Annotated in this window: 37 protein-coding genes and 1 pseudogene; 6 read left to right on the forward strand and 32 right to left on the reverse strand. The window is 37.5% G+C overall.

Annotated elements, in window-relative coordinates; translation table 11 throughout:
* Positions 1 to 66 precede the first annotated feature (66 nt).
* Positions 67 to 786, reverse strand: a complete 720-nt coding sequence (locus tag CFK37_RS18170) for a GNAT family N-acetyltransferase (RefSeq protein WP_089063204.1) — start codon at positions 784 to 786, stop codon at positions 67 to 69.
* 321 nt (positions 787 to 1,107) lie between these two features.
* Between CFK37_RS18170 and CFK37_RS18175 the strand changes: the two genes are divergently transcribed.
* Positions 1,108 to 1,548: a hypothetical protein gene (locus tag CFK37_RS18175; protein ID WP_089063205.1), complete on the forward strand. Its 441-nt coding sequence runs from the start codon at positions 1,108 to 1,110 to the stop codon at positions 1,546 to 1,548.
* 429 nt (positions 1,549 to 1,977) lie between these two features.
* On the opposite strand, the gene CFK37_RS18180 is transcribed toward CFK37_RS18175, so the two are convergent.
* From CFK37_RS18180 to CFK37_RS18210, 7 genes are all read right to left on the reverse strand, one after another.
* Positions 1,978 to 2,550, reverse strand: coding sequence for a class I SAM-dependent methyltransferase (locus CFK37_RS18180; RefSeq protein ID WP_089063206.1), 573 nt, complete (start codon positions 2,548 to 2,550; stop codon positions 1,978 to 1,980).
* A 37-nt stretch (positions 2,551 to 2,587) separates the two neighbouring features.
* The gene (locus tag CFK37_RS18185) at positions 2,588 to 2,959 is read right to left on the reverse strand and encodes a nuclear transport factor 2 family protein (RefSeq protein ID WP_089063207.1); all 372 of its coding nucleotides are present in this window, start codon (positions 2,957 to 2,959) and stop codon (positions 2,588 to 2,590) included.
* Positions 2,960 to 3,012: 53 nt separating this feature from the next.
* The gene (locus CFK37_RS18190; protein ID WP_089063208.1) at positions 3,013 to 3,444 is read right to left on the reverse strand and encodes a hypothetical protein; all 432 of its coding nucleotides are present in this window, start codon (positions 3,442 to 3,444) and stop codon (positions 3,013 to 3,015) included.
* 81 nt (positions 3,445 to 3,525) lie between these two features.
* Positions 3,526 to 4,143 carry an HAD family hydrolase gene (locus CFK37_RS18195; RefSeq protein WP_089063209.1) on the reverse strand — a complete coding sequence of 206 codons (618 nt, stop codon included), beginning with the start codon at positions 4,141 to 4,143 and terminating at the stop codon, positions 3,526 to 3,528.
* Between the two features lie 43 nt (positions 4,144 to 4,186).
* On the reverse strand, positions 4,187 to 4,756 hold the full coding sequence (locus CFK37_RS18200; protein ID WP_089063210.1) for a nucleotidyltransferase family protein: 570 nt from the start codon (positions 4,754 to 4,756) through the stop codon (positions 4,187 to 4,189).
* Positions 4,740 to 5,312: a GNAT family N-acetyltransferase gene (locus tag CFK37_RS18205; RefSeq protein ID WP_089063211.1), complete on the reverse strand. Its 573-nt coding sequence runs from the start codon at positions 5,310 to 5,312 to the stop codon at positions 4,740 to 4,742. Before CFK37_RS18205 ends, CFK37_RS18200 begins: the two co-directional genes overlap by 17 nt.
* 40 nt (positions 5,313 to 5,352) lie before the next feature.
* Positions 5,353 to 5,892 (reverse strand): cysteine hydrolase family protein, encoded by a 540-nt coding sequence (locus CFK37_RS18210; RefSeq protein WP_089063212.1) that lies wholly within the window; start codon positions 5,890 to 5,892, stop codon positions 5,353 to 5,355.
* Between the two features lie 178 nt (positions 5,893 to 6,070).
* Here CFK37_RS18210 and CFK37_RS18215 point away from each other — a divergent pair, with 178 nt between their 5' ends.
* The 3 genes from CFK37_RS18215 (at position 6,071) to CFK37_RS18230 (ending at position 8,054) form a co-directional block, all read left to right on the forward strand.
* Complete coding sequence (locus tag CFK37_RS18215) at positions 6,071 to 6,574, forward strand: dihydrofolate reductase family protein (protein ID WP_342746759.1); 504 nt, start codon at positions 6,071 to 6,073, stop codon at positions 6,572 to 6,574.
* Positions 6,575 to 6,646: 72 nt separating this feature from the next.
* Complete coding sequence (locus CFK37_RS18220) at positions 6,647 to 7,006, forward strand: VOC family protein (protein ID WP_157724895.1); 360 nt, start codon at positions 6,647 to 6,649, stop codon at positions 7,004 to 7,006.
* 697 nt (positions 7,007 to 7,703) lie between these two features.
* Complete coding sequence (locus CFK37_RS18230) at positions 7,704 to 8,054, forward strand: CotD family spore coat protein (RefSeq protein ID WP_089063216.1); 351 nt, start codon at positions 7,704 to 7,706, stop codon at positions 8,052 to 8,054.
* A gap of 230 nt (positions 8,055 to 8,284) precedes the next feature.
* Here the strand turns inward: CFK37_RS18230 and CFK37_RS18235 are convergent, their stop codons facing one another.
* From CFK37_RS18235 to CFK37_RS20735, 16 genes are all read right to left on the reverse strand, one after another.
* A complete protein-coding gene (locus tag CFK37_RS18235) occupies positions 8,285 to 8,857 on the reverse strand; it encodes a DUF4256 domain-containing protein (protein ID WP_089063217.1) in 573 nt (190 codons plus the stop codon).
* Between the two features lie 144 nt (positions 8,858 to 9,001).
* The gene (locus tag CFK37_RS18240; RefSeq protein WP_089063218.1) at positions 9,002 to 9,436 is read right to left on the reverse strand and encodes a cell wall hydrolase; all 435 of its coding nucleotides are present in this window, start codon (positions 9,434 to 9,436) and stop codon (positions 9,002 to 9,004) included.
* A 63-nt stretch (positions 9,437 to 9,499) separates the two neighbouring features.
* On the reverse strand, positions 9,500 to 9,700 hold the full coding sequence (locus tag CFK37_RS18245; RefSeq protein ID WP_245837255.1) for a lysozyme inhibitor LprI family protein: 201 nt from the start codon (positions 9,698 to 9,700) through the stop codon (positions 9,500 to 9,502).
* A 74-nt stretch (positions 9,701 to 9,774) separates the two neighbouring features.
* On the reverse strand, positions 9,775 to 10,323 hold the full coding sequence (locus CFK37_RS18250; RefSeq protein ID WP_089063714.1) for a GNAT family N-acetyltransferase: 549 nt from the start codon (positions 10,321 to 10,323) through the stop codon (positions 9,775 to 9,777).
* A 131-nt stretch (positions 10,324 to 10,454) separates the two neighbouring features.
* The gene (locus CFK37_RS18255; protein ID WP_089063219.1) at positions 10,455 to 11,579 is read right to left on the reverse strand and encodes a hypothetical protein; all 1,125 of its coding nucleotides are present in this window, start codon (positions 11,577 to 11,579) and stop codon (positions 10,455 to 10,457) included.
* A 53-nt stretch (positions 11,580 to 11,632) separates the two neighbouring features.
* Entirely contained in the window at positions 11,633 to 12,487 is an 855-nt protein-coding gene (locus CFK37_RS18260) for a nucleotidyltransferase domain-containing protein (RefSeq protein ID WP_089063220.1), read from the reverse strand.
* A gap of 78 nt (positions 12,488 to 12,565) precedes the next feature.
* On the reverse strand, positions 12,566 to 12,781 hold the full coding sequence (locus CFK37_RS18265) for a hypothetical protein (RefSeq protein ID WP_089063221.1): 216 nt from the start codon (positions 12,779 to 12,781) through the stop codon (positions 12,566 to 12,568).
* A 194-nt stretch (positions 12,782 to 12,975) separates the two neighbouring features.
* Positions 12,976 to 13,377: a GNAT family N-acetyltransferase gene (locus CFK37_RS18270; protein WP_089063715.1), complete on the reverse strand. Its 402-nt coding sequence runs from the start codon at positions 13,375 to 13,377 to the stop codon at positions 12,976 to 12,978.
* A 93-nt stretch (positions 13,378 to 13,470) separates the two neighbouring features.
* Complete coding sequence (gene rraA, locus CFK37_RS18275) at positions 13,471 to 13,959, reverse strand: ribonuclease E activity regulator RraA (RefSeq protein WP_089063222.1); 489 nt, start codon at positions 13,957 to 13,959, stop codon at positions 13,471 to 13,473.
* Positions 13,960 to 14,237: 278 nt separating this feature from the next.
* On the reverse strand, positions 14,238 to 14,822 hold the full coding sequence (locus CFK37_RS18280) for a class I SAM-dependent methyltransferase (RefSeq protein WP_089063223.1): 585 nt from the start codon (positions 14,820 to 14,822) through the stop codon (positions 14,238 to 14,240).
* 139 nt (positions 14,823 to 14,961) lie between these two features.
* Complete coding sequence (locus CFK37_RS18285; protein ID WP_089063224.1) at positions 14,962 to 15,390, reverse strand: Rrf2 family transcriptional regulator; 429 nt, start codon at positions 15,388 to 15,390, stop codon at positions 14,962 to 14,964.
* Positions 15,391 to 15,580: 190 nt separating this feature from the next.
* Positions 15,581 to 16,759 (reverse strand): Ger(x)C family spore germination protein, encoded by a 1,179-nt coding sequence (locus CFK37_RS18290; RefSeq protein WP_089063225.1) that lies wholly within the window; start codon positions 16,757 to 16,759, stop codon positions 15,581 to 15,583.
* A 352-nt stretch (positions 16,760 to 17,111) separates the two neighbouring features.
* The gene (locus CFK37_RS18295) at positions 17,112 to 17,489 is read right to left on the reverse strand and encodes a hotdog domain-containing protein (protein WP_089063226.1); all 378 of its coding nucleotides are present in this window, start codon (positions 17,487 to 17,489) and stop codon (positions 17,112 to 17,114) included.
* Between the two features lie 26 nt (positions 17,490 to 17,515).
* Positions 17,516 to 18,274: a hypothetical protein gene (locus CFK37_RS18300; RefSeq protein WP_089063227.1), complete on the reverse strand. Its 759-nt coding sequence runs from the start codon at positions 18,272 to 18,274 to the stop codon at positions 17,516 to 17,518.
* 140 nt (positions 18,275 to 18,414) lie between these two features.
* Positions 18,415 to 18,993, reverse strand: coding sequence for a histidine phosphatase family protein (locus CFK37_RS18305; RefSeq protein ID WP_089063716.1), 579 nt, complete (start codon positions 18,991 to 18,993; stop codon positions 18,415 to 18,417).
* 165 nt (positions 18,994 to 19,158) lie between these two features.
* Complete coding sequence (locus CFK37_RS20735; RefSeq protein ID WP_089063228.1) at positions 19,159 to 19,476, reverse strand: DMT family transporter; 318 nt, start codon at positions 19,474 to 19,476, stop codon at positions 19,159 to 19,161.
* Positions 19,477 to 19,765: 289 nt separating this feature from the next.
* Here CFK37_RS20735 and CFK37_RS18320 point away from each other — a divergent pair, with 289 nt between their 5' ends.
* Complete coding sequence (locus tag CFK37_RS18320) at positions 19,766 to 20,641, forward strand: TetR/AcrR family transcriptional regulator (protein ID WP_089063230.1); 876 nt, start codon at positions 19,766 to 19,768, stop codon at positions 20,639 to 20,641.
* A 153-nt stretch (positions 20,642 to 20,794) separates the two neighbouring features.
* Positions 20,795 to 20,941 (forward strand): hypothetical protein, encoded by a 147-nt coding sequence (locus CFK37_RS20240; RefSeq protein WP_172840532.1) that lies wholly within the window; start codon positions 20,795 to 20,797, stop codon positions 20,939 to 20,941.
* 108 nt (positions 20,942 to 21,049) lie between these two features.
* On the opposite strand, the gene CFK37_RS18325 is transcribed toward CFK37_RS20240, so the two are convergent.
* From CFK37_RS18325 to bla, 8 genes and pseudogenes are all read right to left on the reverse strand, one after another.
* Positions 21,050 to 21,637 (reverse strand): YdeI/OmpD-associated family protein, encoded by a 588-nt coding sequence (locus tag CFK37_RS18325; RefSeq protein ID WP_089063231.1) that lies wholly within the window; start codon positions 21,635 to 21,637, stop codon positions 21,050 to 21,052.
* Positions 21,638 to 21,853: 216 nt separating this feature from the next.
* The gene (locus tag CFK37_RS18330) at positions 21,854 to 22,324 is read right to left on the reverse strand and encodes a GNAT family N-acetyltransferase (RefSeq protein WP_089063232.1); all 471 of its coding nucleotides are present in this window, start codon (positions 22,322 to 22,324) and stop codon (positions 21,854 to 21,856) included.
* 270 nt (positions 22,325 to 22,594) lie between these two features.
* Positions 22,595 to 23,127 (reverse strand): annotated as a pseudogene (locus CFK37_RS20740) (DUF6944 family repetitive protein).
* A 65-nt stretch (positions 23,128 to 23,192) separates the two neighbouring features.
* Positions 23,193 to 23,960 carry a DUF817 domain-containing protein gene (locus CFK37_RS18345; protein WP_089063717.1) on the reverse strand — a complete coding sequence of 256 codons (768 nt, stop codon included), beginning with the start codon at positions 23,958 to 23,960 and terminating at the stop codon, positions 23,193 to 23,195.
* A gap of 175 nt (positions 23,961 to 24,135) precedes the next feature.
* Complete coding sequence (locus CFK37_RS18350; RefSeq protein ID WP_089063235.1) at positions 24,136 to 24,834, reverse strand: undecaprenyl pyrophosphate synthase; 699 nt, start codon at positions 24,832 to 24,834, stop codon at positions 24,136 to 24,138.
* 41 nt (positions 24,835 to 24,875) lie between these two features.
* Positions 24,876 to 25,091, reverse strand: coding sequence for a helix-turn-helix domain-containing protein (locus tag CFK37_RS18355; RefSeq protein ID WP_089063236.1), 216 nt, complete (start codon positions 25,089 to 25,091; stop codon positions 24,876 to 24,878).
* Between the two features lie 10 nt (positions 25,092 to 25,101).
* The gene (locus tag CFK37_RS18360; RefSeq protein ID WP_089063237.1) at positions 25,102 to 25,584 is read right to left on the reverse strand and encodes a DUF2975 domain-containing protein; all 483 of its coding nucleotides are present in this window, start codon (positions 25,582 to 25,584) and stop codon (positions 25,102 to 25,104) included.
* Between the two features lie 225 nt (positions 25,585 to 25,809).
* Entirely contained in the window at positions 25,810 to 26,751 is a 942-nt protein-coding gene (gene bla / locus CFK37_RS18365) for a class A beta-lactamase (RefSeq protein WP_089063238.1), read from the reverse strand.
* Between the last annotated feature and the right edge of the window lie 202 nt (positions 26,752 to 26,953).

A 26,953-nucleotide genomic window follows, 5' to 3' on the forward strand; every position in this document is an offset into this window, starting at 1 on the left:
TTTATAATACACTTTTACTTCGGTTTCAAAAGAATAGTTGTTCCATTCACTGGTGTCATACATTGTCTATTGAATGTATTCTAAAGAAACCATACTATTTTCACTCTGTTGGCAACCGTTTGACTGCATTATCCTCCTCATCGGCAAGTTACCTTTCTTTGTAGCACCCAGATATGACTTTGCATAAAATTCCTTCTGAAGTCTGGATAATCCAATTCTGTGAAGTGCTTTCCCGTGCCCTTTTCCAAGATGCTTTGGATGAACCCCAATCCAAAACATCCGACCTTCCTGATTGGTGTCAGGTTCAATATGAGGGAACACAAGACCAACCGGCTCACCGTCAATGATATAAACAGTAAACATTCTATTCACTTGTGAAGGCAATTCAGTCTTCATACTGCTAAGAAACTTTTCCGCTTCTTTAATTTCTACACCCATCACTTCTGATAAGAATATTAGTGCCCTCGGTTCAGAAGGTGACCATATTTCGTGTGATGGGGCTTTTATATCTAATTGTTTTGAAAACTTCCTGGTATAGATTACTCTTTCCCCAACAATCCTCATTCTTTCCTTCGATTTACTCAACCTATGTAGTAGGGTTGCGGGACATTCAACTAATATCCTTTTGCTCCCATTCTCTTCGGTTGCTGTTATCAGTTCATCTATAAGTGTATCTATTTCATTAGAATAATCTAATCCATTATGGAAGAATTCTAAACCAATATCAAAATTATTTTCAATAACATGAACCCCGACTTTCTTTAGTTGTTGAATTATTTTTTTCAATTAAATTCCCCTAACTTAAAGATCTACTTCCAATAACTGTCGTAACTTATTTAATAAATCCTTATGTTTCTCAATTGTAACCCGGGTTTTTGTAGAGAATTGACCCCGCGTAAAAAGATAAACATACCAACATTTAAAACATTAAACATATATCTTCTGGTTTGATAACCTCTTCATTTTCGGAACAGGTACTCACAGTAAACAAAATTATGGATACTGTTAAAAGAAGTGGGTATTTATAATAATCCTTCTCTCTTACCCTATATAGAATAAAACATCTAAGTAGTAGCAACCTATTTGAATAAGGGAGGTGAACCAGTTATGAAAGGTACTAAAATACTTATACTTATCCTGATTCTGACATTGTTTATTCCAATACAAACTATGGCATCTTCGCTTGAAAAGTTGCCTGCTTCCGAAACCTCTACACAATGGGAAGTGGTTATTGATCATCCGGAAAGTGACGAGGTTAAACCTAAACCTGGCGTTTATAATATGTATAGCATGGATATAAAATACGTTGGCGACGAAAACATTAAACTAGTCAGAGTGGAAGCATATAGAGATGAACCGAACTCACCAATAGAATATGAATTGTTCACTGCTGATTATGAAGAAATGGATGGAAATTTTGAACCTTCTTTCCATCATCAAAATTTCCCTTTTTCCGCACAAGCAAAAAAATTAAAAGTTATCATTACCTGGAAAAAGGATCGCAATAATTCTCGTTCCTTTAGAGACGTATTTGTATTTAGTCAATAAAGATTTGTTGGGGGGAGGAAGGTTAGGTCCTCCCTTTCCTAATCTTGAATTCCTTGCTTCCTTTAATAAACTATATAAGGCCCATCATGGTATTCACTATTTAAAACTTATAATTTCGAAAAATGTCTTCTTCATTAAAACCTGGCCTATCGGGAATCACCCTGCTTTTCGAATTTTTCGTTGCAACATTTATTTCAACCGTTTTTAAATCTAAATTGGTAAATGAATGATCAATTAATTGCCTAACAGGCATCAGCAAGAAATACAACGAAAGATTTTTCTATGAATGTCTCTGAGTCCACAATTCTGTTTGTTTTTTAAGGAAAAGAAAGCCATCCTCCTATACTTTCACGACTTCCATCGATTATTTCGTATAATTCCTTTGGGTGCCTAGATTCCAATATTGAAAGATTAGTTTCCGAATCGATATTAACCTATAGTATCGGGAGGTTTTATAGCATCAACGATAAGTGAAACAAAACCAAGACTCCCATTTTTATTTCTGTGGTCAAAACGCTTTGAACGATAAATAAAGCCTTTACTCTCATCCCATTCCGTAAAATGAAATTCACCATTTTCATCGCAATATTCTAGGAGGTTAATGTTAAAACCTGCTTTTTCAAACATGGAAACAAAGGTCTTGTAGTTATGTACAATCTTATGACTCGCCGCTGGATGGTTTTCAGGACCGGGGCCTCCTACTTGAACTCCATCTTGGTAATCTTCATCAGGAAAAAAACCATCAGGAACCGCACAACGAATATAGCCTCCAGGTTTCAAAAATTCAAAACAAATCTTTGCAGCTTTTATTCCCTCTTCATAAGATAAATGCTCCCAAACATGTTCGGCTAGTATAGCTTCTAATGAATTAGGCGCAAACTTTTTTTCCCAGTTAGCACGTTTTAACAAATTTAGTTCTGATTCTTGAGTTTGTATCCAGTTTGGATTGTTATTATGTTCGCCAGCACCAATCACAACTCTTATCTTTTGATGAGTAATCATTTCACTATCCCCCCACTATAAATTGCAAATCAATTTATTATCGCTCTAGCTCAATATATTCCCTCAATAACTTCCACTCACCATCTTCTTTTCGCCATACAAACATGCATTGAGCGGTAAAAGGCTTTCCATTTATTACATTTGTTTCTCTGCCTACAACTAAACGTTCATTTTTACGTTCAATAATAGAAGCCACCTCAAAACTTTTTTCGGCATGATCCATTTGCTTCAGTACTTCGTTCAGATCATAGTCAAAGTAATAAGGATCTGGCTGATCAATTTCTGAATTAGCCCAGTAGCCCACAAACTTTTTTGACATATATTTTCTAATTCCGTCACCATTTTTACTTGTTAAACCTTCATTCCAAGCTTGAAAATAATCCTTTAATACCCCTTGTATCTGATCCATTGAAAACTTCCTCCCTTTCGCTAGTTACTTCATTTCCGTACAAACTTTTTAAATTAGGTAGTCCTCATCGAGTCATCATAACTTACCATACCTGCAAAATTGATAATTAGTATATAAACTGGATAAGCTATCACAGCTCCTATTGCTAGAAGACCAGTTACAGGGTTAGGAGCATCTCCTCCATAAGTTATCGGAAATAAGGATGCGAACAGATATACAAAAAGAACGAAATACGGAGCCCAAAGGATGACTGTCCAAAAGCTAGCTTTTCGTCCATTCATCCACTTTTTTGTTAGGATAATGAATATTATTGAACCTGCTATAATTTCAACAATAATTGTTATTCCAATCAAGGCATTTACTGAGCTTATTTCCCAATCTGTAAGTCTGCTAATTCTATACACATTTATCATAAGTTCAAGAGGAATAAATATCATAACAGCATACAGGAGACTAACAACATTTAATTTCAGGAAAAACTTCATTGAATAAGCCTCCAATTTTATCTCTCTTCATTTCTTTTGCTACCTTTCTAATTCACAATTTAACCCTCCCCTAGTAAACAACTAAATAATCTTCAAAAGTTCATCAAATTTATTAATGGCATAATCATAATTGTTAACCTCTCCAAATCCATAGTTTGCGTAGACAAAGGGGATCCCTGCATATTTTGCTGCCTTGAGATCACCTTCCGTATCTCCAACGTAGACTGGATTTTTTAAACCATTTCGGTTTATGATTAATCTGATATTTTCTCCTTTGGAAAGTCCGGTTCTGCCTGGATTCTCATAATCCAGGAAATATTTATCTAATCGGTGAAACTTATAAAAAGCTTCAATATATCCATGCTGGCAATTGCTTACTATATATAGCTTATATTTCTTTGATAACACGTTAAGAACATTTTCAACATTTTCATATAAACTACCACCGTGTTCGCTTAAATAGTCGCATTCTAATTCACCACACTCATGTAAAACCTTTTCCTGCATATCTTCGTCTAAATTAGGAAATAGATTTTCACCAATTTCTTTCATTTGGAGCCCCATTGTTCCCTTAAGCTCCTCCTTCGTTATTTCTTTATTAACTTGTTTATATTGTTTCATTATTTTATTCCAGGCAATTAACACCGTATCCCTTGAATCCCATAACGTTCCATCTAAATCAAATATAATACTGTCCATAAAATATCCCCTATACATTAAATTTTTTGATACCTACATTAATCTATATATAATGCATCTTAACCCTGCTCCAAGTATCTTTCCAATTCTTTTTCATTACACGTTCATTATAAATTGTGCCAAGGTCTGGATGTTCCCTAAAAAAAGATGTAGGCTTTATTTCTAAATTGAGTACATCACTTATTCCACAAGGGGCAGTTAATATCAGGTTGTCTACCCCGTCCAATTTTACACCTAATGCTGTTGCTGTTTCTGGAAATTTTGAAATTGCATCGACTGAAGATGAGTAAGGTGGAATGCCATTTGTGATGTGCATTCTTGCTTCATTCTTAACAGACCACGGGACAATTGGGTTTATCTCCATTAACTTTTCTTCTAATCTCTTTTCTTCCGTTTCATTAAGGTTAGTACGATCAAAATATATGACATCTACATCTGGTGTACGCGTTCTATTCGTAAAATTATGTAACGTGTCCCATATTTTTGATCGGACAAAGCCAGCACAAATCCACCAATCCGGGAGGTTTAATTGTTTTGCTGCTAGTAATGCATTCATCATCCATTCATCCTGTTTGATTAGTTCAATTATGTCTTTCTCAGTTTCGATTTTCATTAGCTTCCCCTTCGAATCCAAATCTTCCCATAATAATAGTGTTATAAAATTCACCGTCAGATAGAAACCTATCGTTTTTTAATTGACCTTCAATTTCAAAGCCTAGCTTTTTGTATAGGTTAATCGCCTTATGGTTTGTTTCTAAAACGTGCAGCGTAACTTTTTTAATGCCGTTGGTATCAGCCCAGGCAAGGGACTCTTTTAAAAGGGTTCTTCCAATACCATATCCCCAGAACTCCTGCAAGACGCATACACCAAATTCTACTTTATGAGAGAATCTTTGCAAATATATGCCTTCACATCTGGAGAAACCAACGATTCGTCCATCAACACTCGCTACTAGAAATAAGTTTCTTGAGCTTTCCGTATCTGTTTTTATTATCTGTTCGAATCCTTGTACATCGATGTATGCTTCGCCCTTTTCCCTATCCATATTTTCCGTCTCACCATCAATCTGCACCCGTAATTCAGACAAAACTTTGGCATCTGCAACTAGTGCCGACCTAATCGTATAATTCAATCCATTAACCTGAAATTCCTGATTGTTTATGATCATAATTGACTCCATTCCTATTTATATATATAAAGCAATCACCCTAAGATTCAGCCTGTTGATTAAATTTAACCTGTTTACTCGGATAAGTATCGGCGAACCATCGAAGAACTCCATTGTGATGGTTAATAATCTGCTGAGCGGTTATTTCATCAGAATCCCATGTGCTGTGTGTATCTTCTACTAAGGTCACCTTATATCCCATACTGAAGGCCCTTCTACACGTTGTATCTACACAAGCTTCTGTCTGGATCCCCGTTATAATAACGTGATTAATACCTTGTTTTTTCAGTTCTTTTTCAAGTGAAGTGTTATAAAAGGAGTCCGGAGTGGTTTTTTGAATAATAACGTCTTCTTCTCGTGGCAATATATCTGGGTGAATCTCCCAGTCGTTTGTTCCGTATTCCAGAGGTTTTCCTGCCTTGGCATTATGCTGGACATAAAAAATCGGTGTGTCTGTATGATGTGCTTGCGCCAACAAACCCTTTAAATTATGAAGTAAAAGATCACTTTTGTAGACAGGGTTATCCTTATCGAACATCCCTTTTTGAACATCAATAACTAATAGTGCGCTTTTAGTCATTATTTTCCTCCCTTTAATGTAAACGTATGTTCGTTTTCATTATAAACTTAATCTTACAAAAACACAAAAAAGTTATTAATAAACAGTGACAAAGCATGGGAACCTTTGATAAAATGGATACGAACATATATTCGTTATATAGGAGGATCAAACAATTAACCGAAATTTAGTAGTATTTATTGCCTCAAGTTTAGATGGATATATTGCAGCAAAAGATGAGTCACTTGAGTGGCTTTTCAAGGTTGAGGGAGAAGGTGATAACGGTTTTTCCGAGTTTTACGACACAGTGGATACCATATTAATGGGTAAAAGGACTTACGATTGGATAATAAAACAGGAAACTGGGGAATTTCCATACAAAGGAAAGGAATGCTATGTATTTACAAGGTCTTCCCAAGAAAATACTGAAAATGTAAGATTTGTGAATGAGGATGTAACGAATTTCATTAATAACCTAAAGAATCAAGATGGGAAAAACATTTGGGTAGTAGGTGGTGGAGATTTGTTACATTCTTTTATCCAAGAAAAGCTAGTCGATCAGTTCATTATAACAGTTGCCCCGACTATAATTGGAAACGGAATTCCTCTGTTTAAAGAAGGTGACTCACAATTAGAACTTATGTTGAAAAGAACAAGGAACTTCAATCAATTTGTTGAATTACATTATGACATAAAAAGGTAAGCCGAATCCAAATGGTAAACTATGCTTGATAGGAAATATTTGCAAGTTAACCTAGAGTGGAGGTTTTTACAGATGAAATTGGTTTTTTTGTTTTATCCTGTGAAGGATTTACACCGTTCTCTTGCATTTTACAAGAAGCTTGGCATGGAAGAAGATTGGTGGGCAGATAAGGATACTGTTGCACTAAACATTCCGGGTTCTGATGTGAAATTGATGCTTGAAAAGGATGAATCAGAAGAAAAGTTAACACCAGGTGGTATGTTCCTCATTAACAGTGTTGAGCAGTTTTATAGAAAACATAAAGAAGATTTTCATTTTGTTATCGAGCCGTGTGATGTTCCACCAGGACGGTATGCCGCCTTTGAAGATGAAAGCGGTAAAACAGTACGAGTAGTTGATGGTACAAAAAATAACAATTTTTTCAATTGCTAAATTGGATATTGTCTATTAAACGAACGAAAACCAGGCTGATAAAACAAGTTGAACAAGAATCAAGCCAACTCAGGAGACAGCACCTTCGACTCGGGAGATAACATCCAGAACTCGGGCCACAGCACCTTAAACTCGGGGGAAAAATGGCTGTCTCCCGACTTTGGGGGAAGGCACTGAAAAAGTATAATCTAATACAAAATATGTGGATCTATTATCGCATCTTGAATATACTGCGCTTTCCGCGGGCGAGTGACGAGCCTCCTCGGACTGCCGTCCTCCGGGGTCTCGCCGATCTCTCACTTCCCGCAGGAGTCTCCGTATATTCAAGATGCTAAGTATAGCTGAAAATCTAAACTTTTTAAATCCACCACTTTTTCAGTGGCCTCAGTTTGGGGCACTGTGGCCCAAGTTCTACCTATTATCGCCCAAGTTCCGCGCTCCCTCTCCCGAGTCCAATCTTTATACCGATAAAGATTATGCTTTCCTAAAGTGTAAAATAAACTTCCCCTTAATAGATTTAATCATGATACTCCTCCGTAAAAACTTGTAAAAGTTTCTCCATATTCTATCTAATTGTCATCTATAATACTTGCATCAGTGCTAAATGCACATTTTCTTCCAGTTAGTGCTATCAACTAGGACAATCTTTATCCTGCTGCATACAATATACCATTAAGCAGGAAAGGGGGGATAATCCATGAAACATTGCTGTAGATCATGCCAGAATAATAATTCAGTTTCGCCTGCCCAGGATGAAATGATTGTACACCCTACTAAAAGGGTCAAAAATACTAGAACAAATCACCGCGTAGTCAAAAATATCCATCCAACTGAAGTAGAAAATGTCAATCGGACCGTCATTCGAAATGAGAATTATTATCCAGTTACTCATTCCGATGTAAATGAAACAGTAGTGGAGAATTATGATTGTGGAAGTGACATAAACTCTCCAAATTGTCGCAGGGTTAGTCCGGCAAATAATAATAACAATAATCGACATCGTAATAATCGGTCGAACTGTGGCTGTAAAGGATGGAGTTGGATCTAACCTAAAAGCCAACTGAAATAATGTCTCAGGCATCCCTTTCCTATGATTATCATTATATGTTAGTGCAGGAAACATGTTTTAGGACAAACCACCATTTTTAAGAAAAATTTGTTCTACCCAAACTACCGTCAATTAATTTAACCTCCTATCGGGTTCCACCATGATAAAAGCGCCTTATGCTCATGCATATAGGCGTTTTTATATGTCATTCATGCAATGTCACCTCAATTTCAGACCCTTAGTGAGCCACGGAAACCCCTTGCCGCATAGTAGGATTCTGCTCCATTGTGGTACACAAAGACATTGTCATAGCGACGATCACAGAAGATGGCTCCGCCAAGTTCTCTAATATTAGCAGGTGTTTGTATCCAGCTCGATGTTTTCTTATCAAAACTTTCAAGCTTCTGCAGCTCCCGGTATTGTTCTTCAGTTAAAAGGTCAATACCCATGGCAGTCGCCATATCCATAGCGCTATTTTCTGGTTTATGTTTTTTCCTTGACTCCAGTGCTTCACGGTCGTAACAAACGCTTCTGCGGCCTTTTGGACTTTCCGTTGAACAATCATAAAAAATATATTCGTCCTTTTTCTTATCATAGTCAACAACATCCGGTTCCCCGCCTGTTTGTTCCATTTCATTGAGCGACCACAGTTTTTCAGTATTAGCTTCCAGCTTTGTTTGAACTTTAGCCCATTCAAGACCTTTATGGCGGTTTATATTTTTCTCGAAACGGTCTTTCAATCCATTAAATAATTCCTCGCGTTGTTCTAGTGATAGCTCTTTTTTATTATTTTTCTTTGTCATGTGAGTTCCCCTTATTAAATATTTTGACTTACATATATATTAACATGTTTCTACTAATGGCCATACAGACAAAATAGGACGCAACTTTTATCGTTGCGCCCTTTTCAGGAAAACTTGATTTCAAAATAACATGAAGTACATTAATTAATATACACTGGCACATGTTCCGGCTGCTGGCTCATAATAACAATGATTTTTAAAATTGCCAGTAAAGGGTTGACCGTACCATGTTGGAGGACAAGGAGCATATGGATTGAAATACCAAAGAGCATATTTCGCCGGGTGTTGTCTCCAAAAGTTCAAATTTTTTTTTGCTAATCTTTTCTCGACTTCTCTCGCTCCTTTATAAAATAAACTACCCTTTTGAACCGCTTCAAAGGAATAATTTCCTCCCTGCACTTGAAAAATGACTTCTCGAATTGTTCTAACATCTGTAAAATCTAAACAATCCGCTTTGGCACGATTAACAATTACATTTCCCACGTACAGCATTCCCAGTTTCCCTTCACCTACCGCTTCCGCTCTCATCATCCTTGCCATTAAAGCAACGTCCGCACTTGTGTATTTAACTATCGGCATTTTCTCACCCCAAGATATTGTATGAAAAAAAGCCTATTTTGATATCATTAATTAGTGGTCCGTTTATTTCATATACTCCTTTACTAATTCAAAGCATCTTCCTTCTGTAAGATTGTTCTCCTCTCTCACATATTCATATTGTTCCATTGTACCGCCCTCATATTTAAGGGATGCCTCTTTTGCGGTATTATCGCGGTACTCTATCCACTGACGTTGCTCTTTTCTTAGCTGATCCATTTTTTCTGCAGGGAGTTGCTTCTTCAAGACTCATAAATTCACTGTCAAACGCCAAGTATTATTCCGGAATGGCGCATTGTATAAGTGTATAAATTTCATTTTCATTCTTTTTTATGAAGTATGTAATGATAATACAGTTGGTCATCAATCTCAACATCTCCACTAAAACGAAAACCACATTTATTAATTACTTTATTTGAAGCTATATTGCGTGGGAGAACCACAACATTTAGTTGTTCAACGTCGGTATTTTCAAACAGGTATTTTATCAATCCTTTTACTGCTTGTGTGATAAATCCCTTGTTTCTATAATGCTTAGAAATGGCATAAGCAACTTCCCGATTTGGCTCACTTAGTTCCTCTTTAATCCCTGTATTACAAAAACCAATAAATTCGCCAGTTTCTTTTAACACGATGCCCAACTTCAACCATTCCTCACCAATATTAGGTACAACAGCTAAAAATTCCTTATTATCAGGTATCTCATAATTTGTAACCCAGTCTAGCCTTTGTTCTCTTGTTGAACGCCAATCTGGCAAAAATTCATAAACTTCAGGTTGTGAAGTCAGTTCATAAATAGCATCTACATCCTCAATTCTAAATTCCCTTAGTAATATTTCACCGCAGTCTATTGTAAATAAATTGTTCAAATTGAACACCAAACCTCTTTATGTTATTTGTGAAAACATGCACCCATTCACCCTCCCCTAATTCCTGTGATCAAATATTGTATAATCCCAAACGGTTAACTTAATTCCCTTCATGCTGACAGCGCCTCCACCTAAAGCAGGTTATGTTTGTCAATAAACAGGAAAACTACTTTTGCTAGTTTCATAATAATCAATGCTGGATACCACAGAAACACCAAGAGCATTCCATTCGTAAATAATGCCGACCCGAAAAGAAGTGGAATGTTGGTAAACAAAATAACGAAAAGTAATGCCAAACAGTTTCCCGCTGAAGCTACTATAAAATAAATAAACGGCATGTACCACTTTGTGTGGCTGCGCCAGTATACAAAGACAAGCGGAATGAGTACATTTACTAAAAGTACGGTGAGCAACAGTAGATCCGACATGGCAAACGTCCCATCTTCCAGCGGCAATTGTGGCATAATAACCGCTCCTGTAAACAGCGCATATATGAAAATAGCGAGTGTCACATAACGATCAACCTTACTCGTCTTTTTCTGTTTCACATTCTTTTTCATTAGTTCAATGTTTTCATCCTGCCATTCCTTAAAAGGATTTCCCGGCATCTCATGTTCAACCGGAGGAAGTTTTTCAACCTCTTCCCAGGGAATTCCATCAATTTTGCTAAAATCAACATCATAATGGACCCGGTCAATAAAGGCCTGTTTGAGATCATACGGTGTATAATACACGGGAACATTTTTATCTGTCATCCTGATCAGCCATTCCGTTAACTCATTTGCTTTGAAAATACGCTGAAAAAAGTACTTGTCTTTGTACATGACAATGACGAGCACACCGAATTTGAAGAAATCGATACCATTTGTATTGATGATTCGATTCACATAATTTCCAATAAGTATTTTATCCATATCACTGAATGCGATATGATTTTCTTTCACTTTGTTCTTTTTCTGATAATGCCGTGTTTCATCAATCCCGTTTTCATTAAGCACAAATTCATATTTAATCTCTTTTTCTCGGATATTTTGGTCATACGCTACCCAAGCAATAAAACCCATCAGTAAACCCACGGGTATTGAAAAGCATGAGGCAATCCACAGATCACCTTCGAGAAAAAGCCAATAAATGCCAATGACAATTGCTCCCAGCGCAAACAGCCCGAAAATAAGCATGAAAATATAGCTAAAAGCTTTTGCTGCTTTTTGAGGTTGATTTGTATAAAGTAACGGCTCATGACTGACTTCTTCCATCCAACCATCCTTCATTGATATTCTTTTATAAAAAAACTTCATCTTTCCCGTAATTACTTTTCAAATAGCGGAAGATGTAATTCCCTTGTTGGATTATAAACTTTAAGCCAATTATCCGCTTCTTCTTTTATCCAATTTCCTAAGTGTTCCAAGAACTCCAATATTTCTTCTGGATTCGATAAAGGATTGATTGCGTACCAAAGTGCTGTTCTCATTTCTTGTTCCTTTTCGGGATAATGCCTCGAAAATAGTTTAAAAGCTGGGAATAAATCTCTTGTATACGCTTGCTCTTGAACAATAACAAGTGCAAGGCCAGCTCTCACAATACTTCTCATAATCCATGAACAGCAATCCCTAATATCCTCTATATCGTCATTTCCTTCTAAGTCATGTCTCGCCCGATCAATTAGAGAAGCTAAATGAATAAGATGCTCATTCGCTAAGGCGCTGTCGGGTTTATAATTTGGAAGATTACCTATTAGGTTTCCGCCATAAACACAAATACCATAAACCTTTAGTATAAACGGGATCATGGAACAATAACGCTTTGAATCTTCTATCTCACTTAAAGGATAAAATGCTAATTCTACGCCATTTATAAAGGGGAACTTTTGGTTAATGAATTGTTCAGTCACCTCCACCCAATCAAGGTCTAGTTCTTGAGGATTGGAGTAGGTTATGATTATTGCATCAACATCAGATACCCCTTCAATCTCCAATCCTCTTGGCACAGATCCCCTTAAATAAATGCTGTGGATCTCCTTCTGTAAAACGGAAAGGCAGCATTCATTGATTAATTGGATTACTTCGTGAAATTTATTATTAATTTTATTTAGGTCAGATTGACTTACAATATAGCCTTCTTCGTCTACAGGGCATAATGAACCTATTTCTTTAATTTGGGTCACTATTCAAGTTCCTCATTTCTTTTAAATTATTCATCTACGTACTAATACTGATAGAATTGTAGGATGCAACACTATTATTTACTTTTGATATTTCTCATCTCTTATCTTTTCTTTCCTAAAAAGCATCCAGCCTAAATATATGAAATAACATATGATAAGTGGCAATACGGATACTATTCCTGGCAGTTCCCTTGGCAAAAAGACAAACAGTAGGAAAGTTATGATGAAAGCAGGAATCATCAACCATAACCAGACTCTAACCCGGTTGTTTTTTAAACTCAAATCAAATTCCATTCTAACTACTCCTCACCCAGTGTCTGTTTATCCTTTGTTCAAGTTTGCTCTTCACACTTCGGAAAGTGACCATTGTCGCAGAAGTTCCCAAGATGTTGCTTCATTCATAATTGGTAACAAGTCGATATATTCAGTAAACGATTTGGATACTCCGCTCATCATCTTCTCCTTGGGCTTCCTATTATCTTGATTGCTTATAAATCCTGCGATAGTCGCACCATATCGATGACTCGAATGCCATTTTCATAAATAGGATCATCATAGTGCCTGACAAAAAAGTCACGGTCAATAGAAATCATTCTAAAACCGCATTTTTGATATAGTGCCAGTTGCAGGACTCCTGAGTTTCCCGTTCCTATTTCAATGGTTTTATATCCTTCACGTTTTGCCGTTTCAATCGCATGGAGAACAAGTTTCTTACCATACCCTTGACCATGGTAACCTTCATCCACTGCTACATTTACAATTTCTGCTGTTTCCGGTCGGGTTGGAATAAGGACATATGTACCTATAGTTATCTCATCACGCTTCATAATAAAGCACTTACCTCTAGAAACGTATTCTCTGACAAGCATTTCTGACGGATCTGCCAGCATTAATAATTCCAATGGCAGTTCTTCACCTTTATCTAGCTCTCTAATCAATTTGGCACCTCTGTTCCCAATCCTTCTTTAAAACTATTAATTAATTTATTCCGTAAGAAGTGATTGCTTTGAAATAACTACCCCGTCTTCGTCCGCATATACATATTCACCTGACCGCCACTCGACTCCACCAAAGTGAAGAGCACTATTGCGTTTGCCAGTACCATTCTTTTTACTTTTAAGCGGATGTGTTCCTAATGCAAGAATGCCCACATCGATTTTGGCCAGATCAACAGAGTCCCGAACAAAACCGTTTATAATAATGCCTGAAAGCTTTCTTGATTGTGCAATACCTGCTAATCGATCGCCGAGGAGTGCGCACCGATTTGAACCACCACCGTTGACAACGATAACGGAACCTTCTGGTACATTTTCCAATGCCTCCACAATGAGCACGTTATCCTCATACACATTTACCGTTTGAATTTTCCCAGAAAATCGTGTCCTTTTTCCAAAAGAACGGAATGCAATATTGCTAATTTGCAGTGAGTCTGAATGGTCGTCGCATAAATCAGTAGTTTTGAAGTCTATCATAGCGAATCCTCCTAGTTTTTTCTATTATTATTAAATTCAACATTTATTCCTGGAAACCCTTTAAATTATCGAATTCAGTTATTCATTATCTGGTTCTATATGAAATATGAGTACCGATGATGAAGGAAGGTTTACTAGTCGCTGGGAAACTGAAGTTGACAATGGTCTTCAATTTAGTAAGCCTAATCGAAATTTTATACCTTCTGACCCTTTTATAAAAAGAGAGCAACCTATTCTTTTTAAACTTTTTACCAGCTATCTTGGACATAACATGTGTATTACTTCTTCGCAATAATAATATATACATCATCTGTCGGGCATAGCTTCTGAGTTACTTTTAGTCCTGCTTTCGTAATTTCCTGTTCCATAATGGATGAGGCAATTCTAGGATGGCTGTGGATCGGATCATCCTTCTTTTCAAATTCTACACAAACGAAATACCCCTCAGCTTTGAGCACTCTTTTAATTTCCTGTAGTGAATTAGATAATTGCTTAACCTCATGCAGAACTAATGACGCTAGTGCAAGGTCAATGGAATGGTCGGATAACGGAATATTATCAATAGTACCTTTTAGGGTTTTAACATTTGTAATATTTTCTTTACTTGCCTTGGAATCAACAAACTCCAGCATATTAGGATCTATATCCAATGCATAAATTTCTCCTGCCACTATTTTAGCAGCTGGAATCGTAATGTACCCTGTCCCTGCACCCAAATCAAGGATAGTATTAGCTTCTTTAATTGGAATCATATTCAGTAATTTTTCCGGTAGTATGTCCGCCCTTTTTTCCGGATTTTCAAGGTATTCAACTTTCTTTGCAAAATAGTTCATCTCATTAAAATTGTTATTTCCTTTTTCCATATAATTGACTCTCCTTTTATTTTTAAAATTTTTATCAATTAGTACTCCCATAGCTGCTTGGCAATCCAAAAACATTTTTTTGATCTCTCTCGATTGAGTATATTATAGACTCTTTATATCTATAATTTACTTAAAATTTTTAGGAATTTATTTTATGGTTCTTTGATTCAATTTGCTTTGCAATATCGATAATAAATTTATTGTTTAGTTCATCTTTCATTTTTTCTTCGGCTTCAATCATTACATTTTCAATTAAACAATCCCCACTCGCAGCCTCTTCATGTTCCAATGAGCAACTGAACAAAGTCGTTTTTCCTTCGATGGCATGAATAACATCTAAAAAAGAAGCGTCGCGGGAGTGTCTTACGATGTTATATCCGCCATTAACGCCAGGATTGGATTCAATAAGTCCCGCTTTAACAAGTTTTGTTAAAATCTTGGAAAGGTATGTTGAGGAAAGCTTTTGGATTTTAGCTAACTGATCGACCCCAACAGATTTGCCCCTTGGCGTTAAAGTTAAATATACCATTGTGTGCAAGGCATAATTTGTGGCTTTTGAATATTTCATTACTGCTCTCCTTTGTAAATATATTAAAGACCCTTAATATCTGTAATTGATTGTAAATGAAAAATGAAGAAAACACAAGCGTATTGTATTTCCTCCATTAATCACAACGTGTATGTGGCCGTGAATGGTGGTTGTAATAGGTACAAAAACGGAAGCGAAAATTCGTCCGGCAATTTTGCCGCATATTGGATCACTCACCTCCCCTTGCCTTCGTTTTATCAGTGGAACCTACCGCTTGGACAGTTGCATTCGCTGTCACTTTTATATTGCAATCAGCAAAAATTTTATCGCCGTGGTCCCAGTTGTCTTTTATTTTTTGCCAGTCGTCATAATGTCTTTGCTTTAATATTTTTCCAAACCCGAAAATGTCTGCATGCAAATCATGTTGTGCTTTATTTAGTGTTTGATAGGCAAGCTTTTCAATTTTCTTACTTATCCTTTTTTCAATTTCTGCAAACCGTTTCGGCGTTAACAGGTTTTGGCTCCCATACATCTCACCAATCTCGCCATCCGCGCCAATTTTAATGGTTATATCTAAAGTATTATCCTCTTTCACATCAATTTTTATCGAGCTTTTTGTATTTTCAATTTCATATACCATCAGGTGATTATCAATTTCAAATTCGACGGTTCCAGAATCATTATTATGAGTGATAAAGTTTAAACCTTTTGTTTCCTTGCCGGTCAGCTTCCCGACCATCTGGTTATTATGTCCTTGGATTACTGCTACCCCGTCTTCTTCTATTCGTTTTCCATCTGCTGTGGTTGAAATGAGGGGAAGGACATAACTGCTATCAGTTAATAGATACTGATGGACTTTCCCTAAGCGGACTGGTTGCACCACCCTTGTTGACTTGTAGTTATTTTCCAAAATGGAGTCGATATAAATAGCTGGCAGTTTTCGGGCGTCTGGTTCTACATTCAATATTTTTTTTGCTTCTTCATTTGAAACTACTACTTTAATGGATCGCCGCATTTCCAGATCACGGATAAACACGTCCATGACACTAGCAAATAAATTAGGTTTTTTCATAACTTCCCCTGAAACAACGATCACCTTTGCGTGTTCGAAATAGGCTGCCCGGCTTGTTTCTGTATCTACTTTCCGAAAGGTTTCAAATACACTTTTTCCGTTTTTAGATATATTACTGAATGCTTTTTGTCCGCCTGTCATACCGGGTGCCCCCATGCCGGCCGGTACGACAAATTGGTATGTCATTTTCAAGGGGAAATTCGATTCCTGTTGGTCCGCCATATCGATTGCTGTCCCCACGACAAAGCCACGATCTTCAATCGCTATTTGATCCCAGCAACCTGTTAGAAAGAGGATACATGAACAGGCAATAAGCAAATAAACTTTATTTCGCAACCCGCTTCACTCCCCTTATTTTTATCATTACAAACAGAACCGGCACCTACAAAACGGTGTTGGTTAATGCAATTTTGTGTTTTGTGGAACATAGCAATTCGATGAAAAAATCTTAGTCCATAATATGTAACTTTTGCTTTTCTTTCATCTTATCATTTCTGGCCTCTTTTTCTTTTGCCCAATAAACTCCGGGATTATACAGGTTCGGTTCGTTTGGTTAAGTTAACATTATTCTCGATAATCTTAGAAAAGCAGAAAAACGCTAGGGGTATTAAAATTCCCCTAGCGTTTTTGTGTTCTATTTGTTTTTAAGCAAGATAAATCAACTGCGTTTATGCAAGGCTGTGTAGGATTACAAGACCACACCAGCAAAGTTTCCTTTCAATACTTGTTTCTCCTTCTGATTTGTGCATGTAAAGGTTGCCATAATAGCCGTACGATTATTGGCTTGCTTTTCAAGCTTCTCAATCGTTACCTCACAAAATATGGTATCTCCTGTGAAGACGGGTCTTAAAAACTCAAAGTTCATAGTGCGGGCAAGTACATTATTTTCTCCGCCTATTTTGGTCGGTAACGTTGCAGTCAATAACCCCTGAATAACAAGTCTTCCCTGTTCATCAGGTGTAATGTGATGATTCCCTTCGTCTAAAGAGATTTTTGTAAACAATTCAACATCTTCTTTGGTGAAGCTTCGTTCAAACGATATTTTATCTTCTACTTGTAAATTCAAACAATTCCTCCTGAAATTTAAGATGATTATCGCGATGACAAAAACCAGGTATTCAGTTCAAAGTACGCAGTTAAGGGCACAACTCTGCCTTCTTTATCCCATTTGTGATAGTCTTTAAAAACCTGTTTTATGTCATGATTGGCACGAACTTCAACTAAATATTTTATGGAAAGAAAACTGCGCCAATAATCAAACATAATACTCGTTAAACTACCTTGATAGGAACCGCTTCCAAATACATCTAAAGAATGATTTCCGTAATCTTCATTAAACATCTTTACTAATTCTGATTCCACTTCCGTTATTTCCTTAAATTCCACCTTATTTAATGTCATTTTTCTTGCTAAATAGTCGCACATACCTTCCTCAAACCAAATACTGTCTTCCCGCTCATCATCGAAATCATCCAGAAATAAATCTAAATGATGAGTCAATTCATGTGCTACTAAGGTAAACAACTGATTTTCGGACAAATTTTTATAAAATCTTTCAATCCTAGCATTTTTACGTCCTTCTAATTGCTTGATGAATAACGCTTTCCAGGACTCCAAATCCGGTGAAAAATGAATTACATTTTCGTTGGTGTATGCCGGTGCAAATTGGTCGGCTAGAACAGATGTAGCCAATTCCTCCGTTGTCCATACAATTCCTTTAGGAGGATCAATTAGTTCAAATTCCTCTTCCATTAATTTTTGATACTTTTTTAATTTCTCGCTAAATCTTTCTATGATTTCCTGGTATTTTATATAATCATCTTTACTTTCAAATGCATAAATATGTCTCATTTATATCCTCCATGTTAACTTCAAGGCAGCCTAGTTTATTGAACCGGGCTATATCCATGTGGTCCTGTTTTTAAAGGCTCTTCATGTTCGATCTTCAACCAATCTGGAAATCTAGTTGAATAAGTTCACTAGGAATTGGCTTAGCTTTCAACCAAATGCCTCGTACAATTATACAGATTACAATCCCACCCATTCTCGCACTCTATTAGGGAGGTGAAAGAAGTATTTTTTAGAGAATCTTCAATTTTGAACTGCGGTACCAGTTCACTTAACAAATGCTTAATAAACGAGCCGTGGCTTACGATTAATATATTTTGACTCTTATGTTTGTCGTGAACTTTTTCAATAAATGGCAGGCCTCTTGCTATGATATTAGCATGTGTTTCCATTCCCAAATCCAATTCGCGCCAATTCCTTCCCCATTTATCGATTCTTTCTTCTTCGGTAGTTCCTTCAATTAGGCCGCCGCCTACTTCACGCAGCCTTGGATCCAGATGTAGTTGAACGCCCATTTTGTCAGCTATAGTTTCAGCCGTTTGGCTGGCCCTTAATAAGTCGCTTGAATAAATTACATCCCAATCTTCTGTTCGTAATCGTGCCGCAAGCTGCTGCGCCTCCGCCAGTCCCTGCCCATTTAGTGGTATGTCAGAATTCCCCTGCGCTCTTCCTTCTATATTCCAAGGCGTAATCCCGTGACGAACAAACCCAATTTTAGTCATATGTATCTGCCACTCCTTTGTTTTTTCAGTCTGATGATGCATAGCCTTTTTCCTTAACAATAAGGCTCCGATTCTTTACAATGTTTAGATTTATTTTAACATAAATACCTAATGATACGATTGTCTGAAAAATTTGTGGGACACGGTGCCTGTCCCTCCGTCCCGCTAAACTCCCTCTCTCATACTCAAATAAACACCGATCACAATAAATATACTCCCGATAAAAAAAGACACGGTTAGGTGCTTATCTAAAAACAACCATCCAAAAAGAGAACCTACTATTGGCTGTAGAAAGAAAAACAAACCGGCACGATGGGAGGGTGTCAGCTTTAAGCCTTGGTTCCAAGCAAAAAACGCGATTGCTGTCGAGATAATACCAAGATATAAAAAGCTTAAAATCATTGACCAGGTAAATAAGTCTGATGGTTGCCACTGGCCTGTTTCAAAGAAAATCGCCGGGAAGGTAAAACTATAGCTATCCAGATCCCATCTGTTTTTATCTGAATTTCACCTGTTCCCGATAAACGTTTGGGGTGATCCTCTCTCATAATAAAAATAGTCGAGTTAAGAAGATTGTGATGATAACCGACCTCTATTGCTACATGATTAATCGATAAATTTGTTGTCTTTAACATATTAAAAGAAAGCGCACCTTTCCAGAAGAAAGTTAGGCCAATTAAATCTCACAACCCCCCTATAGAAAGAGCGAGCTGGGACGCGGGACCCGTCCCTGTGTCCCTATGTTATAATTTATACAAAAGGTGGTGTTCGGGTGAGAAGGAATGTGTCTGATAAGAAACGGGATATTTTAATAACGGCGATGAAGCTTTTTTCTTCTAAAGATTATAATCGGACATCAATGCAGGAAATCGCTGATGTTTGCGGCATTTCAAAAGGAAGTCTGTATGTCTATTATAAATCAAAAGAGGATTTGCTTTTACATATTCTTCACTATTATTTTCAAAATATCGAGGGGCAAATTATCCTGATTGAGGATGATGATTCCTTATCAGCAAGGGAAAAATTCGTAAAGGAAATTGAAATAAAATTAAATCATTATATTGAAAACCAGGAATTCTACAGGCTGCAGGGCCAGGAACTTTCGGCTTTATCGGATAAGAATATTTATCGCTATTTGCATCAACAAAATATTGCACAGGTCAAATGGTTTGAACAATATTTAATTAAAATATATGGAAATCACATGAAACCCTATGCTGCTGATGGTGCGTTTATGCTTTTAGGGATGATTAAACAATACATGGAACTGATCATCCTCAAACAGTTTCCTTTACCTATAAAAAAGGTCGTTCCGTTTTTAATGGCGCAAATTGACTTTATTGCTAAGGGTCTGTTGAACAACGATCATGAACCATTAATGGATGGAAATTTGTGGTCTTTGTATCTGGAAGAAGCTAGTGAAGAAAAGGTCCATCCCCTTAAATTGATTAAGGAAATGAAAAACCAATTAAAAAAACAGTCGATCCCGGAAATTAAAAAAGAAGAAGCTGTTCAATCCTTGACTATTATGGAACAGGAGCTAATGAACATGCAACCAAGATCCGCTATCCTAAAGGGAATGCTTCACAATCTCGAATCAATTGAGGAACTAAAGGAAACAAGGATAAAGCTTGCTGAAAGACTATAGGGAACCCTTTATCCCCTATACATGTAATTTAACGGGATTCGTTATTTCTTATGTAGAAAAACCTACTATACAATTGCCCTTTTGGTTTGGGTCATATTAAGCGCTTTTTTGTTAATAATAAGATTGTTAAATAATATGGCAAGGAGGGCGTGTATGCAGAAGAATCAACAAGGTAAAAAGAACTCAAGTTCTAAATCTGCTGGGACAGATATTAAAAAAGTAAAACAAGAAATTCAGGAAGATATAAACAGTGGACAAGGTGCAATGACTTCCCGTGAGGCGGGCAGCATGCGGGACTAAATTAGGCATTGTACATCCCATTAACTGCACCCCAAAGGATCTGACTTCTGGGTGCAGTACAAAAATGGGAGTGCTTTATTTTTAGTGACCGACGACAGTTTGCTTTTGTCAATCATTTAATCCCTTTCCGTCGAGAATTTGCTGCATATATTTTTCGATTCTTGACTCGCGTGTTTTGGATTGTTTGGCTTTGGAAAAATAAAGAATGTATGCTCGTTGACGTCCCGGCGTCAATTCTTCAAAAGCAGTTTTCAGCGCCGGAATTTCATTAAATTTATCTTGAAGTTCCTCAGGTATGGTGAAATCGTTTTTCAATTTCACTTCTAAGCCGGACTTTTCAATTTCAATGGCTTCGTTTACATAGGTTTTCAAGATGGGTTCCAATTCAACTATTTCTTGAACATTGGTGAACCGAATCTGGCGCGCAGCCTGTACATTCTCTGTTTGTTGGATTAGAATTCCATGGGTATCCTTTAATAAGGCACCTTTGTGGAACAGAAACGCGCAATATTCTTTAAATCCATGGATTAGTACAACGTTTTTATTCTTATAAGTATAGCAAGGTTTACCCCACTTGAATTCTTCAGTCAGCTTACTGTCAAGAACGATATCTCTTAACTTCCCATATTCATCTTTCCACTTTTTCGATTTACTCAAAAATTCATCAACCTTGGGGTTTTTTCCACTATTTGTCATCGCGATACCCCCCCTCTTCAATGTGTTCTCAGAAAGCTTAACTAAGGTAGTAACCTTATCTTAAATCACGCAATAATCCATTATTTACAGTCACATATTAATTACGTCTATCATGTCCAACCAGAACCATAAAAATAACCCCTCACGTGATGCTGACAGGTCAATGTGAAGGAATATTTTCTCTTTACTTGTGTCTTTCTCTACAAGCTGATTCAATTATTTTAACTCAAATGTATCTATAAGTAATTCCATTACAACCCCAAATACAGGGCCAGTATCATCCACTTCACCGTTCAGGCGAAAACCAAAGGATTCATATAACTTTTGTGCTGGTTTGTTATCAGGATGCAGGCTTAAATAAATTTTCTTGCAACCGTATTGGCAGGTCATTTGTTGAATTAATAAGGGAAGATACTGTTTCGCGTATCCGTTACCTTGAAAACGGTAATCAATCATAAAACGATCCAACCAGGCGCTTTGTGTTGAATGCGAAGGCCAGCCGTACATTGCATATCCAACAAGGGTTTCCCCATCATATAAACCAAACGAAATCCCATTTTTTTCAAACTGCGATTCAGCTAAAGAAAAAGCATTGCTTTCAATAAACTTACTTTGCTGTTCCGACACAGATAAAGCAGTGACAGGACGCCAATTTTCTGTTGTTACTTCACAAATGTGAAGAGGCATTTTTCCAACTCACTTTCTGACTAATAAGCTTAAATCATTCTTATATGTATATTACCATAAATTATAGCAGGTTCGGTATTGTGTGATTACCCCTACTTTTTCATTCCTTTAAATTGATGAACAAAATACATAACCACAACTGCAACGATTGAAATTATTATAGAATAACGTGTGATAGTAAAGAAAAATTCTGGATAAGGCGCCATTGAACGGTATTAATTCTTTGGTATTTTTAAGCTTATTGCCGCCATTCCGAGGCACTGTATTCTACTAAAAATCGCCTTGCATTGCAGCCATCAATGCAAGTATGGATGCTATTGCTTGAGACCATTCCGCAATCATGTTGATGAGCTCCTCATCGACTCCTTTAACCTCAATAACTTGCAGGATGTTCCCATAGATATCGAAAAATGACTCGAGCGTGAATCCTTCTTTTAATTCTTCTGGCAGGGACATACTCATGCCCAATGTTTCAATAATGTCTCCTTTCTTGTCAAACTCCGCCTTTACCTTATCACTAACTGGGGTATTAAACCCATAATCGTCACCAGGTTACCTATCGATTGCAGTTGATTGCCAAGCCTTTCAAATGAAAGTTCTTCTTCGCTGTCTGCAATTAAAGCTGTCCCCGTTCCTTGTAAGACATTCCCCCATAACTCAAGTTGGGAGGACAATTTCTTATCTCTAACTGCAGATGGGGTGTTTGCTACAGCAGACATCGTTTGTCCAACCGCTTCCATCCCGTATCCTATAAGGCTTTTCGTTCTATTGTCCAATGCGCGAACCCCCAATTCAAAAGACATGTTCTATCTTATTCAAAGGAGAATTATTGTTTCTTTTTCTTTGATATAGGGGAATAGCCTGCGCATTATAGTGGATTTCTTCCCTTTACCCGCTTCAACGTAGCTACTATAAGAAAGCTAACAATCACTAACAACAGCCATGAACTCACCTTTCCTAGATGAACGAGACTCCATGCATCGGTTTGGTTTGGGTATTCCCAAGCTCCAAAGAAAGTTGCGATATTTTCGGCGATCCAGATAAAAAATCCGATCAGCACAAAAGAAAGCGCGAGTGGCATGCGGTAAAGGATTCCATTAATCTCGTATGTGACCCACGATTGCCAAAAAACGATAATTACCAGTCCAGCTAGCCAATAGCGGACGTCAATCCAATAATGATGGGTGAAAAAATTCAAATAAATCGCGGCTGCAAGAGGAACAACCACCAAAAACGGCGGCCACTTAATCAGTTCAACCTTCAGCCTCCTCCAAGCCTGGCAAAGATAACTCGCTACGCTTGCGTACATGAATCCACTATATAAAGGCACTCCAAAAATTTTGGAGTATCCTTCCTCTGGATAAGACCATGAACCCATATGTACCTTGAACAGTTCAAGTGCAAGTCCAATAAGGTGGAACAATGTGATAACCTTCAGTTCATCCCGTGTTTCAAGCCCAGAACGCACCATCCACCACTGCATCAGCAGGAAGATGATGAACAGCCAGTCATACCGTGGCAGAAGAGGAAGCGGCACGATTTGTGTAATGGCAAGCGACGCAAAAATCACAACGGGAAACAAACAGGATAGGGCCTGCTCCCAACCAAACCGAACGAGTTGTGTTAGTGCTCCCATGATTTCTGCCTTTAAGGGTCTCTTTCGGGATTCATTTTGAATAGTTACATGCATCAGCAACTCCCCTTTTACAAATTTATTTAACCTTGACCATTACGCGCAAAAATAATGACTAAACCAATGAATACAGAATACTGTTTGTAATTGCGATGGCGGTTATCTTTAGATGCCTAAGTCACCCGCTCAAATAACTGTTCACCTGCTTATGACCAATCGCTTTGGCAAGCATTTCACTTGTGAAGTCGGGGAAATACACATCAGAGAAATACAGCTCCGATTCAGCGGACTGCCAGAGCAGGAAATTACTTATCCTCTTCTCCCCACCCGTCCGGATAATCATGTCGGGTGACGGCAGGTCCCCAGTGTACAAATACTGCTGCATTCTTTCCTCAGTTATCTCATCTTCGCTAATCTTTCCGTTTCTGACGTCCTTGATCAATGTCTTGGCGGCATGGATAATGTCACCCCTGCCACCATAATTGAAAGCAAAATTGACGATAATACCAGTATTATTCGCGGTAGAAGCAACTGCCTTGTCTAGCACTTCCCGGGTTTTATCTGGAAGTGGGTCCGTGTTTCCGGAAATTCTGATTTGAATATTCCTTCTCATAAACTCGGGGAGCTTTTTATTAAAAAACCTTACTGGCAATTCCATCAGGTAATTCACTTCATCATATGGTCTGGACCAGTTCTCTGAGGAAAAGGCATACAGCGTCAGTACCTTAATGTTCAGCCCAATACTAGCGTCAATAATCTCTTCCATTCGCTTCGATCCCGCATAATGTCCTTCACTTCGGATCAGATGTCTTTTTTTGCCCCATCGGCCATTCCCATCCATGATAATTGCTACATGGTCAAAGCTGCTTTGATACATTCGTGCTCACCCTCCTCCGTATTTTTCGAATTCTATTATCTTTAAGTGCCTTCATCACTTCGGTACTCTAAAATATCCCCAGGCTGGCATTCTAATGCTTTGCAAATTGCCTCTAAGGTTGACAGCCTGATTGCTTTTGCCTTTCCGTTTTTCAATATAGAAAGGTTAGCCATCGTAATTCCAACCCGCTCCGAAAGTTCTGTGACACTCATTTTTCTTTTAGCCAACATCACATCAATATTGATTATAATCGCCATCATTTTCACCTCAGACCGTTAAATCATTTTCTGATTTTATAGCTACAGCATTTTTTAATAATTTTTGTAGAAGAGCAGCAAATACTGCAATCACCAATGATGCAAAAATAATGATCAATCCGAGTACGATGATACCTGGTGCGTCATCTTTTTCCGCCATGAGATAAAAGAGTGGCATGCCACCCACATACAAAATACTGATTGTGATTGCACAGTATTTGATATTTTTTAAAGCAATTACAGATAAATCCGAGAAAGCTTTATTCAGGTCAATATAGCCTAGGAGTTTGAAAGCTTGATACAGGGCAATGTAAAAAGGTATTGCCGCCCCATACATAACGATTAAAACGAGATAGTTGATAGAAGCAACATCCGGATACAATTCTGCTGCAAAATTCGCTATCCCGGGTACCACGAATATGCACAATGCTAGAATCGGGATTCCAATCAGAATAACCGCTATTTTTAAAAAGAGTGTTGATCCTCGTTTCATAAAAGCACCTCACCTATTTATTGTCATTTTGAATTTATCACATGTTTTATCGTTTTACAATAAATATATGTTGTTTTTTATAAAATTATTATTGTTTATTAAAAATAAAAAGCATTCTTCACTACAAAGAAATGCTCTCATGATTTATGGAAATAACCACCAAAAGGATAAGGGGTGGTTATTTCCATTTATTCAATTGGAAAAACATTTTTTCATTTTCAGGGGTTAGCTTTCCCCCTTGTGGTTGGCTTTAAGGGCATCAACTACTTGCTTTGTGGCTTGTTCTATAAGTTTATCGTTATAATCGGCGTCTTCTTTATCGCGGCTGGTAAGAACCGCAAGAACAATTGGTTCCCCTTTTGGTGGCCAAATAACAGCAATGTCATTTCGCGTACCATATGATCCGGCTCCAGACTTATCTCCGACTTCCCATCCTTTTGGTACTCCTGAACGGATTAATGTGTCCCCGGTGGTGCTCTCTTTAAGCCAATCGGTTAATAACGAGCGTTTTTTCGCTGGCAGTGCATCTCCGATTGTGAATGCTTGAAGACTTGTAGCCAGTGCCTTTGGTGTACTTGTATCATGGGTTTCTCCCGGTTTTACCTCATTTAACTTTGGCTCGACCCTTTCCGGATTGGTAACATCATCACCAATCTCCCTAAGAGATTTTTTAAATCCACTTGGTCCGCCAAGTTGCTCAAGTATTAAGTTCCCAGCAGTATTGTCAGAATACCGAATAGCAGCCTCGCAAAGCTCCTTAAGAGTCATTCCTGTATCAACATGCTTCTCAGTAATTGGATTATAATTGACAAGTTCATCACGTGTATACATAATTCTTTCATCAAGATCGGCTATTGACTTTTGCTGTAATAGTGCCCCAACGGCTAAGGCCTTATGGGTAGATGTATACGCAAAACGCTCATCAGAACGATACGTTATCGTTTGGTTTGTGCCAGTGTCCAATGCATAAACCCCAAGTCTAGCATCAAATTCCTTCTCTAGTTTGACAAATTCATCTTTCAATGTGGTTTCTTGATTTTGTTGTTTTAGTTGGGCAGCATTGCCGTTATCCTCTGCACAACCCACGAGCGTAATGCATGATAGCAGTATCAATGGGGCAACCTTTTTAAAGCTAATCGCATTGTAAACTTTATTCCATAAATTCATTAGATCAACCTCTTTCTAAAAATGTATTCACCTATTTACATCCAAATCACTTGGACTACGAATGTAATCTAATACTACATATGTAATCTACACATGTCAACTATCTTTAAACTTGTCCACCCGGAGCGGAAATCACGTTGCTGTTACGTCGCAATTTTTATCAACTGTGGAGATATAGCAACATACTATACCAAAAACGTCT

It is taken from the genome of Virgibacillus phasianinus (assembly GCF_002216775.1).
GTDB lineage: Bacteria > Bacillota > Bacilli > Bacillales > Amphibacillaceae > Virgibacillus_F > Virgibacillus_F phasianinus.